Genomic DNA, 11,536 nt, shown 5'->3' with positions numbered 1-11,536 from the left:
TTTTACTTATCTTGAACCTTTTTGTCCCAGCCTCAAAAAACCACCCACAATTTGATAACACAAATTGTGGGTGGAGAATATAATTAATCGATAAAATGTTATTCTACTACTTCAACATTTAAGTTTACATCGATATTGCCACGTGTAGCTTTTGAATACGGACAAAAGTCGTGCGCATCTTGTAAATATTTTTCAGCATCTTCTTGTGATAAAACATTTTTAACTTTTGCATGAATATCAACGCTAAGTTTTGGGCTTTCGGCATCTGGATCGTCTTCCAAGCGTACCGTTAACGTTACTTCAGGTTCAGCATCGCGCACTTTATTTTGTTTTAAAATTAAATCAAATGCACCATTAAAGCATGAAGCGTAACCTGCAGCAAATAATTGTTCTGGATTAGTCGCTTTACCGTCAGCTTGTTGTGGTGGTAATACATCTACATTTATTGCATTATCGTCAGTATGGACATGACCTTTACGTCCACCTACGTTAGTCGCTTTAGTTTCATATTGAACTGCCATCATTATTACCTCCTCAAATTGTATGTATTTTATTGATACCCACCAGTAGATGTACTTAATCATTCGTTTTAAATTTTAATAATAAGTTTAGAGATATTTGTATGAATGAAAGAAAATCATATAAAATAAAATTACTATAGTGTACGAAATGAGGGATAGAATGACCCATGTAGATATTGCAGCGACAATTGCACCAGAAGACAAGCTTTCTAAAACTTTACTCAAAGATATAAAAGTAAACGAAGAATCAATAGATATCATTGAATTGCGCATTGACCAATGGCCATCATTTAATAAGGCATTATTAAATGAAGTGATTAAGCAATTAAAAATATTCCATTTGAAAATATTAGTAACATATAGAACTTCAGTTCAAGGAGGAAAAGGAGCTGTAAATGAGCAAGAGTATTTAAATATACTAGGTGAATTAATTGAGTGTCCACAATTTGATATGATTGATATTGAGTGGAGCAGTGCCGTCAAAATTGAAAAATATACGCATCTTGTTCAACGTGCACAACAAAAAGGGCTCGAAGTTGTTCTTTCGCATCATAATTTTCAAGAAACACCTGCTTTAGATGAACTTAAATTTATTTACTTTAAAATGCAAAAACTCAATCCTGAGTATTTAAAGCTTGCGGTTATGCCCAAATGTCAAGAGGACGTGTTACATTTATTAGAAGCCATGTCACTCACAGCGAAGCACACAACATGCCGAATTGTCGGTATATCGATGTCTAGTTTGGGTAAAGTCAGCCGAATTGCTCAAGGCGTATTTGGTGGAACGCTGTCTTATGGTTGCATAGAAGAACCACAAGCACCCGGACAGATACATGTCTCTAAGTTAAAATCCATGGTTTCTTTTTATGAGGATTAACTTGTAAGTTTGAATTCAATAACAATGTATCTTATAATTGATAATGGTTATCATGTATAAAATAAAGGGAGCGAAATACATTGGAATTACAAGAAGCTATATCTAATCGTAGAAGCGTCAAAAAATTTAAACACGATATGGTGGTTGATGATCAAACGGTTTACGATGCAATATATAAAGCTACTGACGCTCCAAATCATGGTATGAGAGAACCATGGAGATTGGTTCATATTTCAAAAGATAAACTCGGTGATTTTAGTAGGGATATCACAAGATTTGCTTTTCCAGATAGTCCGGATAAGCGAGAGGATCACTTTCATGCAGTAACAAATTTAGGTGGCATGTTGTTGTTGATTTTAAAAGATGATCCAAGACAACGTCAAAGTCGTGAAAATTATTTTGCATTTGGAGCTTTTGCTCAAAATTTAATGTTACTTTTATACGAAGCGGGTATTGGTACTTGTTGGAAGTCGCCACAATATATCTTTGATCCTAAAATACGAAAAGCTTTGGGTGTAAAGGATAATGAAATATTAGCAGGATTTTTGTATCTTACTGATTTAGAAGAAGTACCAACGAAGGCTAAACGTAAAAATAAAAATCTTATTACCGAATTTGAATAAATCATCCGTGATATTGAGCGTGTATTAAAATTTAAAATTAGGTGAGATGGAATTTGTGTTTATCGTTTCACCGATACAGTGAGTAACAGAGTTGAAAACATAAGTATTTACTTTAGTTACTGACGAATAATACAAGAAAAACCTGAGACGTTTGATGATGTCTCAGGTTTTTTAGTTAAATATTATTGATCTAAATGTTCAGTCAAGAATGATTCAACTTGTTCAGGTGATTTAGCATTTGCTGAATGCAAGTGTGCTAATTTTTTACCATTTTGGAATATTAAAATACTTGGGATACCCATAACATCATTTTCAGTTGTCACATCTTCTAATTCGTCACGATCGACCACATACCATTGATAATTATTATATTTTTCAACAATTGGATCTATCCACATATCCATCGCTTTACAATCTGGACACCAGTCGGCTTCAAACTTGATAATTACTGGATCAGTACTACCAATAGTAGAATTAAATTCTTCGGTTTGATGAATATTTTTCATCACTATCTACTCCTTTTGTAATTTGGTAAACTTATTATAACGAATGACTGCACATTAACAAAAATATTAGCTTGAAAATTAAAGCGTTCAATTAAATATCATGATATATTTAAGTTAATAGAGAGAAGGAGGTAAAAGGTAATTGATTAAATTTTATCAGTATCCGAAATGCACAACGTGCAAAAAGGCTGCAAAGTTTTTAGATGAGCACGATGTGAATTATGAATCCATTGATATTGTTCAACATACACCGACTAAAAAAGAATTCAAAAATATCGTAGATAAAACGGGTGTGAATATTAATAAGTTGTTTAATACACATGGTATCAAATATCGCGAATTAAATTTAAAAGAGAAACTTAAAAATATGTCTGATGATGAAAAACTAGAACTACTTGCTTCAGATGGAATGTTGGTTAAACGTCCATTAGCTATTTCTGGTAACCATTTGACTTTAGGATTTAAAGAAAATGAGTATCAACACCAATGGTTATAGGTGTGATATTAATTTAGAGAAAGTGAACATTAATAAAAAAATATAAATTAAAATGGTGTTTTGTATATTTAAAAACGAATTTTAATTCATTTATTCTTTGTAATAATAGTTGAATGAATAATATGTGTGTGGCATCATTAAATTGTAATTAAATTAATCAGGAGGGGATTCTCGTGGCAGTACCGAGCGAATTTAAATATTCTAAAGAGCATGAGTGGGTTAAAATTGAAAATAATGTAGCAACAGTTGGTATTACAGAATACGCACAAAACGAATTAGGTGATATCGTATTTGTTGAGCTACCTGAAACTGACGATGAATTAAATGAAGGTGACACATTCGGTAGTGTGGAATCAGTAAAAACAGTATCAGAGTTGTATGCGCCAATTTCTGGGAAAATTGTTGAAGTTAATGAAGAATTGGAAGATAGCCCAGAATTTGTAAATGAATCGCCATACGAAAAAGCATGGATGGTTAAAATTGAAATTAGTGACGATAGTCAATTAGAAGAATTATTATCAGCAGATCAATACTCAGAAATGATTGGTGAATAATGATTGCAAACTCCTCGATTAGATTTAATCAAGGAGTTTTTTTATAAGGAACAACTTTAATCTGGAACGTAAGCCAAAGCCCATACATAAGTGACACAAGCAATTAAAAATTGCAGTGAAAAAGAGGAACGCTTGAGCAAAGCTCAAGCATAAGTGACACTAGCAATTAAAAATTGCAGTGTCACTAAATGTTTAGGTTTTGGGGATTTTGTGAATGATGATAGTGATAGTTACTTTGACGCTTAGAAGGTGGATTGACATGGCTATTGTAAATAAGGTTATTATTGTTGAAGGTAAATCGGATAAGAAAAGAGTACAACAAGTAATCGCTGAACCTGCAAATATCATTTGTACACATGGGACTATGAGTATAGATAAGATAGACAACATGATAGAAACACTTTATGACAAACAAGTTTATGTTCTTGCCGATTCTGATGATGAGGGTGAAAAAATTAGAAAATGGTTTAAACGTTATTTAAGCGAAAGTGAACATATTTATGTTGATAAAACGTTTTGTGAGGTTGCTAAGTGTCCTAAAAATTATTTAGCACATGTATTAAGTAGATATGGTTTTAATGTAAAAAAAGAAAAGAAACTTATGAATAATTTAAAAACTGAAAGGCTAGTTTTAGTAAATGAATAAATTGAAGGATATTGAAGACATAACTGTTAATTTTAATAAAGAAAAACATCTCATATTTGGTTATACACCAATGTGTGGAACATGTAAGATTTCTGAAAGGATGTTGGATATTGCTAATGAAATCTTACAATTGCCAATAAAAAAAATAGATCTTAATTTTTATCCTGAATGGAGTAAAGAGAAACAAATTATGTCTGTTCCTGTTTTGTTGCTTATGCGTAGAGAGGAAGAGATAAAAAGAATCTACGCATTTCAGTCAGTTACTTATTTGTTAGAAAATTTAAAATAATTATTGACGAAACATTAGTACGATGGTAGGATTAATACAAATTAAATATGCTTTAACTCTTATCGAGAGAGGTGGAGGGATGTGCCCTAAGAAGCCCGGCAACCGTCTAAAATAGAAATGGTGCCAATTCACATAAAGTATAACTTTAGAAGATGAGAGAAAGAACATTTCAACAAATGCTTTCTCAAATTTTCTAAAAATTGAGAAAGCATTTTTAATTTGATTACTAAGCAACATAAGGAGGCTATTAACGTGATTAAGCTAAACCAAATTGTTAAACGCTATCATACCAAGGATAAAGATGTTCTTGCTGTTGATCACGTTGATTTAAACATTGAATCCGGCTCTATTTTTGGTGTGATTGGTTTCTCAGGAGCTGGCAAAAGTACGCTTATAAGAATGTTTAACAACTTAGAATCTCCAACGTCAGGTGAAATCATTATAGATGGTGACAATATAAGTCAATTATCTAAATCACAGTTACGAAAAAAACGACAAAAAGTGAGTATGATTTTTCAACATTTTAACCTTCTATGGTCAAGAAATGTATTGAAAAATGTAACATTTCCATTAGAAATTGCTGGCGTTCCAAGTGGTCTAGCTAAACAAAAAGCATTGGAACTCATTGAACTTGTCGGCCTAAAAGGTCGAGAAAGTGCGTATCCGTCTGAATTATCAGGCGGACAAAAACAAAGAGTGGGTATTGCGAGAGCATTAGCTAATGATCCAGATGTATTGTTATGCGATGAGGCAACAAGTGCATTAGATCCACAAACTACAGATGAAATTCTAGATTTATTATTGAAGGTAAGGGAACAACAAAATTTAACTATTGTACTTATAACACATGAAATGCATGTTATACGAAGAATTTGTGATGAAGTTGCTGTAATGGAAAACGGTAAAGTTATCGAACAGGGAGCGGTAAGTAAAGTATTTGAGAATCCACAACACGAAGTAACAAAACGTTTTGTGAAAGATGATTTAAACGATGATTTTGAAGATTCTTTAGAGTATTTGGAGCCATTAGATCATGATGCATATATCGTGAGGTTAAACTTTACTGGTGAAAATACAACTGAGCCTATCATATCTTATATGACGAAGACGCATAACATAGATGTGAATATTCTTGAAGCAGATATTAAGAATACTAAAAACGGTTCGCTTGGATTTTTAGTTATTCACATACCACATATAAGTGAAGAACATTTCAAGCAATTTAAACATAATCTTCACGAACAACACGTTAATGTGGAGGTGCTAAAACATGGGTAAATCTTATGGTGAAATATTTCACGAAATGGTGACAATGCCAAATGTTCAGTGGCCAGAGGTTTGGCAGGCAATTTTAGAAACTCTATATATGACTGTTGTTTCGACGCTTTTTGCATTTGTCTTTGGACTTATATTAGGGGTATTACTCTTTTTATCTGCGAAAAGTAACTCATTGGCTGCTAAGATTTTCTACACGATTGTGTCATTCATTGTTAATTTATTTAGAGCAATTCCATTTATCATATTAATTTTACTGTTAATTCCATTTACAAGTATACTTCTCGGAACAATCAGTGGGCCAACTGGTGCATTACCAGCACTTATTATTGGTGCAGCACCATTCTACGCTAGATTGGTCGAGATTGCTTTTAAAGAAATTGATAAAGGTGTTATAGAGGCTGCTTGGTCAATGGGAGCGAACACTTCGATAGTTGTGAGAAAAGTGCTACTTCCTGAAGCAATGCCTGCTTTAGTTTCAGGTATTACCGTTACTGCAATTGCTTTGGTAGGTTCTACAGCTATTGCAGGTGTTATTGGCGCAGGCGGTTTAGGTAATTTAGCATATTTAACAGGATTTACTCGAAATCAAAATGATGTCATTTTAGTTTCAACAGTATTTATTTTAATTATTGTATTTATAATCCAGTTCCTAGGGGATTGGCTTACAAATAAAATCGATAAACGCTAAAGAAAAGGGGATTATATTCTATGAAAAAATTATTCGGAATTATTTTAGTATTGGCTTTAACGATTGCCTTAGCTGCATGTGGTGGAGGTAAAGATAAGGAAAAAACTATCACAGTAGGTGCATCTCCAGCACCACACGCTGAAATTTTAGAAAAAGCAAAACCATTATTGAAGAAAAAAGGTTATGATTTAAAAATCAAATCAATTAACGATTACACAACGCCTAATAAATTATTAGACAAAGGTGAAATCGATGCGAACTTCTTCCAACATACACCATACTTAAATACTGAAAGTAAAGAAAAAGGGTATAAAATTGAATCGGCTGGGAATGTTGAATTAGAACCTATGGCTGTATACTCAAAAAAATATAAAAGCTTAAAAGATCTTCCTAAAGGTGCAACAGTATATGTATCAAATAACCCAGCTGAACAAGGACGATTCTTAAAATTCTTTGTAGATGAAGGTCTTATTAAACTTAAAAAAGGCGTTAAAATTGAAAATGCTAAATTTGATGACATAACTGAAAACAAAAAAGATATTAAATTTAACAACAAACAATCAGCAGAATATTTACCAAAAATCTATCAAAATCAAGACGCTGACGCAGTAATCATTAATTCTAACTATGCGATTGACCAAAAATTAAGTCCTAAAAAAGATTCGATTGCTTTAGAATCTCCTAAAGATAACCCATATGCAAATTTAATTGCAGTTAAAAAAGGTCATAAAGATGATAAAAATATCAAAGTATTAATGGAAGTGCTACAATCTAAAGAAATTCAAGATTATATTAAAGATAAGTATGATGGAGCTGTCGTACCTGCTAAGTAAATAGCAAACAATTAATAATATTTAATCGCTTGTCACATGAATATACAAAAACACGTAGATGATTCAGTATAAAATCATCTACGTGTTTTTTGCTATTGAACCTTTAATTTTTAACTCACTTTTGTTATACGTTTTAACATCCATAAACATTTTTCTGTGATTATAGTTATCTAACAATGACTATAATTCACTAGCCATATTTTTTGAACAGGTAGTTTTGTAAAAGGTAAGATATATTGTCTTTATACGCACAACATATCTATAATTATTTAAATATTATCACGGTATAAAATACCAACACTTACACCGCTATATCCCATTTGGTAATCAAATTTGATAATTTCAATTTGTGGATGTGATTTTAAAAATTGATTTACTTTTTTATCTAACCCTTTCTCAGTAATCGCTTTAATAGTAATAAATTTCATAAAATATACCAACCCAACTTATAATTATTTTATATTCAATATACTATAATCTACTGTAAATTTATAGTTTCTTTCGTAAAATCATCTTTATGAGAAAAAAATTCATAAAAGATGTTTAGCTCATAAATAAGAGGGTAACAATATTAATAAGTTAAACATAAGGAGGAATTTTAAATGGCTGAAGATAAATTTGAACAAGCTAAAGGTAATATTAAAGAAACAGTAGGTAATGCTACTGATAATAAAGAATTAGAAAAAGATGGTAAAGGTGACAAAGCTTCTGGTAAAGCGAAAGAAGCTGTAGAAAACGTTAAAGAAAAAGCAAATGACGTTATTGATAAATTTAAAGGTAATAAAGGTGACTAATTAATAGTCCTTCTAATTTAGCCCTCATGTACTCTATGGTATATGAGGGCTTGTTTGTATATATATCAAAATGATGCTTCATTTTTTGCTGTAATTTTACCAAGAACATAACTTACTAAGAAGCCAGTGATCAATAGGAAAAATGATATGATCCATTGGATTAAGTCTTTCGGGAATCCAGGGAAAACTGCATACAACGATCCGATTACAAAGCCTATTATCAAAGCAAATGTCATTGTAGGGTGTTGATGTAGACAATATTGAATTAATCGACTTGAAATCATAAAACCAGTTACAATACCGAAACCTACTATTAATATGATAGGTAATGCATTTAAATTAAAATGAAGTAGTTCAGAAATAGCATACATTAGCGTCCCATATACTCCGAAGACAAGTAACATAAATGATCCAGAAATGCCTGGTAATAACATAGCACTTGAAGCGAAAACACCTGCGATAAAATATTTAATGATAAGACTGAAAGATAAAGTAAGTGTTTCACCTGAATGCTTGTCTCCATGATTAAGCAATGCGAAAACGACTATAATAGCAATACCTAATAATAGAATAAAATAATGTATTATACTGAAATTTTTTTTGAAATTTGAGATGGTTAATAAATAAGGGATGATACCGAGAATCAAACCTGTAAAAAATAACATAGTAGGAATATGATGTTGACTAAGCAAATAATTAAATAATTGACTTAATAGTCCTATAGCTATTAGCATCCCTACTAAAATAGGTAGTAAAAATTTTAAGCTAGGCCAAAATCGTCTTGAAAACAAACCACTAATTGAGCTAATAAAGTCATCATAAATTCCAAGTAATAAAGCGATAGTCCCTCCACTTACACCTGGGACGAGATCACTTGTACCCATACCAAAACCTTTAAATATATTTATCCATTTGAATTTTTTCATAATAATCTCCTTTCATGAAAATTTTAAAGGTTAAAGTGCATAATATCACATTATTTGAACTTCTTGGGATATTTTCTTTTTTGTCTAAAGATTGGCTATTGAGAAAGTGAGCTTTCCATTATCATTTAAAGAATTTCAGAACAATTACATAAAAATAATTATTGTTAAATAATAAATCTAAATAAGTGTTTTAAAAAGTTTATATTAGGGACCAAGTACGTTATAATGAAGTGGATTGAAATTCAATGAGTCTTTTTGACTATAGATTAAAATTATTATAAACTAGTTAAGAAAACTTTATATTTTACGGAGGGAATATAAATGTCATCAACATTAGAGATTAAGGACCTACATGTGTCTATCGAGGATAAAGAAATTTTAAAAGGTGTTAACTTAACAATTAACACTGGTGAAATACACGCAATTATGGGACCTAATGGTACTGGTAAATCAACATTATCGTCAGCAATTATGGGACATCCAAGTTATGAAGTTACACAAGGTGAAGTATTATTAGATGGCGTTAATATTTTAGAGTTAGACGTTGATGAGAGAGCTAAAGCAGGCTTATTTTTAGCTATGCAATATCCATCAGAAATTACAGGGGTAACAAACGCAGATTTTATGCGCTCAGCAATTAATGCGAAACGTGAAGAGGGACAAGAAATTAATTTAATGCAGTTCATCAAGAAATTGGATAAACAAATGGACTTTTTAGATATCGATAAAGATATGGCTCAACGTTATTTAAATGAAGGTTTCTCTGGTGGAGAGAAAAAACGAAATGAGATTTTACAATTAATGATGTTAGAACCGAAATTCGCTATTTTAGATGAAATTGACTCTGGTTTGGATATTGATGCTTTGAAAGTGGTTTCTAAAGGTATTAATCAAATGCGTGGTGAAGAGTTTGGAGCATTAATGATTACGCACTATCAACGACTTTTAAATTATATTACACCAGATAAAGTACATGTGATGTACGGTGGTAAAGTTGTGAAATCTGGAGGTCCAGAATTGGCTAAACGCCTTGAAGAAGAAGGCTATGAATGGGTTAAAGAAGAATTTGGTGCTGCTGAATAGTCATATTCCAAAATTAGCATTGAGATGTTCACATAAAATGATGAAACTGAACATTCGAAGTAAAATTTATTTCATCAAGTAGGAGGAAAAAGTGATGACAACTAAAACTTTGAACATTTCTGAAGAACAACTTGTTGATTATTCTAAAGCGCACAATGAACCTTCTTGGATGACAGAGTTACGTAAAAAAGCGTTGAAATTAACAGAAACTTTAGAAATGCCAAAACCTGATAAAACGAAATTAAGAAAATGGGATTTTGATACGTTTAAACAACACCATACAACAGGAGATGCATACACTCAGTTAACTGATTTACCAAAATCTGTTAAAGAAATCATTGATGTTGAAAACTCAGAAAACTTAATCATTCAACATAATAATGAATTGGCATATACACAAGTATCGGATCAAGCTAAACATGATGGTGTGATTATTGAAGGTCTATCTGAAGCACTAGTCAACCATAGTGATTTAGTTCAAAAGTACTTTATGACTAAAGCAGTAGATGTTGATGAACATCGTTTAACAGCATTGCATACTGCATTAGTAAACGGTGGTATTTTTGTTTATGTACCTAAAAATACTGTTGTAGAACATCCTATACAGTACGTTGTTTTACATGATGATGAACAAGCGAGCTTTTACAATCACGTCATCATTGTTACAGAAGAAAGTGCAGAAGTTACCTATGTAGAGAACTATCTTTCTACTACTAGTGGTGAAGATAACCAACTTAATATTGTGTCAGAGGTTATCGCTGGCGCAAACTCTAACGTCACATATGGTTCAGTTGATTATTTAGATAAAGGATTTACAGGTCATATAATTCGTCGTGGTTCTGCAGATGCAGATGCTTCTATCAATTGGGCACTAGGTTTGATGAATGAAGGTAGCCAAATTATAGATAATACTACAAATCTAAACGGTGATCGTTCAACAAGTGCATTGAAATCAGTTGTTGTTGGCACAGGTGATCAAAAAATAAATTTAACTTCCAAAATTGTTCAATACGGTAAAGAAACAGATGGGTATATATTGAAACATGGTGTTATGAAAGAAAATGCATCTTCTGTATTTAATGGAATTGGCTACATTAAACATGGTGGTACGAAATCTATTGCGAACCAAGAGTCACGTGTATTGATGTTATCTGAAAATGCTCGTGGTGATGCTAACCCTATTCTTTTAATAGACGAAGATGATGTTGAAGCAGGACATGCAGCCTCAGTTGGTCGTGTCGATCCTGAGCAATTATATTATTTAATGAGCCGTGGTATTTCAAGAGCTGAAGCAGAGCGTCTAGTTATACATGGTTTCTTAGATCCAGTAGTACGTGAATTACCAATTGACGATGTAAAACGTCAACTTAGAGAAGTAATTGAGCGTAAAGTTTCAAAATAAAGTCAAAGATTAATTCAATT

General features: G+C 31.9%; 16 protein-coding genes and 1 riboswitch. Of the genes, 12 read left to right on the top strand and 4 right to left on the bottom strand.

All coding sequences use genetic code 11. The features are described 5' to 3' along the window. Positions 1-98 precede the first annotated feature (98 nt). Positions 99-521, bottom strand: coding sequence for an organic hydroperoxide resistance protein (locus HMPREF2576_RS00675; protein ID WP_002457221.1), 423 nt, complete (start codon positions 519-521; stop codon positions 99-101). Positions 522-681: 160 nt separating this feature from the next. Here HMPREF2576_RS00675 and aroD point away from each other — a divergent pair, with 160 nt between their 5' ends. Together aroD and HMPREF2576_RS00665 are read left to right on the top strand one after the other, a co-directional pair. Beyond that, positions 682-1,398: a type I 3-dehydroquinate dehydratase gene (gene aroD, locus HMPREF2576_RS00670; protein WP_001831974.1), complete on the top strand. Its 717-nt coding sequence runs from the start codon at positions 682-684 to the stop codon at positions 1,396-1,398. Between the two features lie 80 nt (positions 1,399-1,478). Beyond that, positions 1,479-2,021, top strand: a complete 543-nt coding sequence (locus HMPREF2576_RS00665) for a nitroreductase family protein (protein ID WP_001831981.1) — start codon at positions 1,479-1,481, stop codon at positions 2,019-2,021. 182 nt (positions 2,022-2,203) lie between these two features. On the opposite strand, the gene HMPREF2576_RS00660 is transcribed toward HMPREF2576_RS00665, so the two are convergent. Then, a complete protein-coding gene (locus HMPREF2576_RS00660) occupies positions 2,204-2,527 on the bottom strand; it encodes a thioredoxin family protein (protein WP_001831907.1) in 324 nt (107 codons plus the stop codon). Positions 2,528-2,669: 142 nt separating this feature from the next. Here HMPREF2576_RS00660 and HMPREF2576_RS00655 point away from each other — a divergent pair, with 142 nt between their 5' ends. The 7 genes from HMPREF2576_RS00655 to HMPREF2576_RS00625 all read left to right on the top strand — a co-directional run bounded on the left by HMPREF2576_RS00655 (position 2,670) and on the right by HMPREF2576_RS00625 (position 7,311). Beyond that, a complete protein-coding gene (locus HMPREF2576_RS00655; protein WP_001831965.1) occupies positions 2,670-3,023 on the top strand; it encodes an arsenate reductase family protein in 354 nt (117 codons plus the stop codon). A 173-nt stretch (positions 3,024-3,196) separates the two neighbouring features. Further along, positions 3,197-3,577: a glycine cleavage system protein GcvH gene (gene gcvH, locus HMPREF2576_RS00650; protein WP_001831963.1), complete on the top strand. Its 381-nt coding sequence runs from the start codon at positions 3,197-3,199 to the stop codon at positions 3,575-3,577. 259 nt (positions 3,578-3,836) lie between these two features. After that, positions 3,837-4,223, top strand: coding sequence for a toprim domain-containing protein (locus HMPREF2576_RS00645; RefSeq protein ID WP_001831968.1), 387 nt, complete (start codon positions 3,837-3,839; stop codon positions 4,221-4,223). Continuing rightward, positions 4,216-4,512 carry a thioredoxin family protein gene (locus HMPREF2576_RS00640; protein WP_001831936.1) on the top strand — a complete coding sequence of 99 codons (297 nt, stop codon included), beginning with the start codon at positions 4,216-4,218 and terminating at the stop codon, positions 4,510-4,512. The genes HMPREF2576_RS00645 and HMPREF2576_RS00640 overlap by 8 nt, the downstream gene beginning before the upstream one ends. Before the next feature lie 56 nt (positions 4,513-4,568). Next, positions 4,569-4,671, top strand: a riboswitch (SAM riboswitch). A 93-nt stretch (positions 4,672-4,764) separates the two neighbouring features. After that, entirely contained in the window at positions 4,765-5,790 is a 1,026-nt protein-coding gene (locus tag HMPREF2576_RS00635) for a methionine ABC transporter ATP-binding protein (protein ID WP_001831992.1), read from the top strand. Continuing rightward, entirely contained in the window at positions 5,783-6,478 is a 696-nt protein-coding gene (locus HMPREF2576_RS00630) for a methionine ABC transporter permease (RefSeq protein WP_001831910.1), read from the top strand. The genes HMPREF2576_RS00635 and HMPREF2576_RS00630 overlap by 8 nt, the downstream gene beginning before the upstream one ends. Positions 6,479-6,498: 20 nt before the next feature. Next, positions 6,499-7,311 (top strand): MetQ/NlpA family ABC transporter substrate-binding protein, encoded by an 813-nt coding sequence (locus HMPREF2576_RS00625; protein ID WP_001831988.1) that lies wholly within the window; start codon positions 6,499-6,501, stop codon positions 7,309-7,311. Between the two features lie 269 nt (positions 7,312-7,580). On the opposite strand, the gene HMPREF2576_RS00620 is transcribed toward HMPREF2576_RS00625, so the two are convergent. Next, positions 7,581-7,739: a hypothetical protein gene (locus tag HMPREF2576_RS00620; RefSeq protein ID WP_001831893.1), complete on the bottom strand. Its 159-nt coding sequence runs from the start codon at positions 7,737-7,739 to the stop codon at positions 7,581-7,583. Positions 7,740-7,913: 174 nt separating this feature from the next. Between HMPREF2576_RS00620 and HMPREF2576_RS00615 the strand changes: the two genes are divergently transcribed. Next, on the top strand, positions 7,914-8,105 hold the full coding sequence (locus HMPREF2576_RS00615) for a CsbD family protein (protein WP_001831967.1): 192 nt from the start codon (positions 7,914-7,916) through the stop codon (positions 8,103-8,105). Positions 8,106-8,170: 65 nt separating this feature from the next. On the opposite strand, the gene HMPREF2576_RS00610 is transcribed toward HMPREF2576_RS00615, so the two are convergent. Beyond that, positions 8,171-9,031: a polyprenyl-phosphate transporter PopT gene (locus tag HMPREF2576_RS00610; protein WP_001831939.1), complete on the bottom strand. Its 861-nt coding sequence runs from the start codon at positions 9,029-9,031 to the stop codon at positions 8,171-8,173. A 321-nt stretch (positions 9,032-9,352) separates the two neighbouring features. On the opposite strand from HMPREF2576_RS00610, the gene sufC reads away from it, so the two are divergent. Both sufC and sufD read left to right on the top strand, forming a co-directional pair. Next, positions 9,353-10,114 carry a Fe-S cluster assembly ATPase SufC gene (sufC, locus tag HMPREF2576_RS00605; protein ID WP_001831944.1) on the top strand — a complete coding sequence of 254 codons (762 nt, stop codon included), beginning with the start codon at positions 9,353-9,355 and terminating at the stop codon, positions 10,112-10,114. A 94-nt stretch (positions 10,115-10,208) separates the two neighbouring features. Next, entirely contained in the window at positions 10,209-11,516 is a 1,308-nt protein-coding gene (gene sufD / locus HMPREF2576_RS00600; protein ID WP_001831898.1) for a Fe-S cluster assembly protein SufD, read from the top strand. Positions 11,517-11,536: the final 20 nt, after the last annotated feature.

Origin of the sequence: Staphylococcus sp. HMSC063F05 (genome assembly GCF_001837075.1) — a bacterium.
Classification (GTDB): Bacteria; Bacillota; Bacilli; order Staphylococcales; family Staphylococcaceae; genus Staphylococcus; species Staphylococcus epidermidis.
Note: the sequence above shows the minus strand (reverse complement) of the source record. Positions and strands in the feature narration are given on the sequence as shown.

What these genes read in the sequence shown, in the direction of transcription:
- HMPREF2576_RS00660 (WP_001831907.1), bottom strand. Translation starts at nt 2,527, where the DNA reads ATGAAAAATATTCATCAAACCGAAGAATTTAATTCTACTATTGGTAGT.
- HMPREF2576_RS00615 (WP_001831967.1), top strand. Translation starts at nt 7,914, where the DNA reads ATGGCTGAAGATAAATTTGAACAAGCTAAAGGTAATATTAAAGAAACA.
- HMPREF2576_RS00625 (WP_001831988.1), top strand. Translation starts at nt 6,499, where the DNA reads ATGAAAAAATTATTCGGAATTATTTTAGTATTGGCTTTAACGATTGCC.
- aroD (WP_001831974.1), top strand. Translation starts at nt 682, where the DNA reads ATGACCCATGTAGATATTGCAGCGACAATTGCACCAGAAGACAAGCTT.
- HMPREF2576_RS00610 (WP_001831939.1), bottom strand. Translation starts at nt 9,031, where the DNA reads ATGAAAAAATTCAAATGGATAAATATATTTAAAGGTTTTGGTATGGGT.
- HMPREF2576_RS00640 (WP_001831936.1), top strand. Translation starts at nt 4,216, where the DNA reads ATGAATAAATTGAAGGATATTGAAGACATAACTGTTAATTTTAATAAA.
- HMPREF2576_RS00675 (WP_002457221.1), bottom strand. Translation starts at nt 521, where the DNA reads ATGGCAGTTCAATATGAAACTAAAGCGACTAACGTAGGTGGACGTAAA.
- HMPREF2576_RS00620 (WP_001831893.1), bottom strand. Translation starts at nt 7,739, where the DNA reads ATGAAATTTATTACTATTAAAGCGATTACTGAGAAAGGGTTAGATAAA.
- sufC (WP_001831944.1), top strand. Translation starts at nt 9,353, where the DNA reads ATGTCATCAACATTAGAGATTAAGGACCTACATGTGTCTATCGAGGAT.
- HMPREF2576_RS00630 (WP_001831910.1), top strand. Translation starts at nt 5,783, where the DNA reads ATGGGTAAATCTTATGGTGAAATATTTCACGAAATGGTGACAATGCCA.
- sufD (WP_001831898.1), top strand. Translation starts at nt 10,209, where the DNA reads ATGACAACTAAAACTTTGAACATTTCTGAAGAACAACTTGTTGATTAT.
- HMPREF2576_RS00645 (WP_001831968.1), top strand. Translation starts at nt 3,837, where the DNA reads ATGGCTATTGTAAATAAGGTTATTATTGTTGAAGGTAAATCGGATAAG.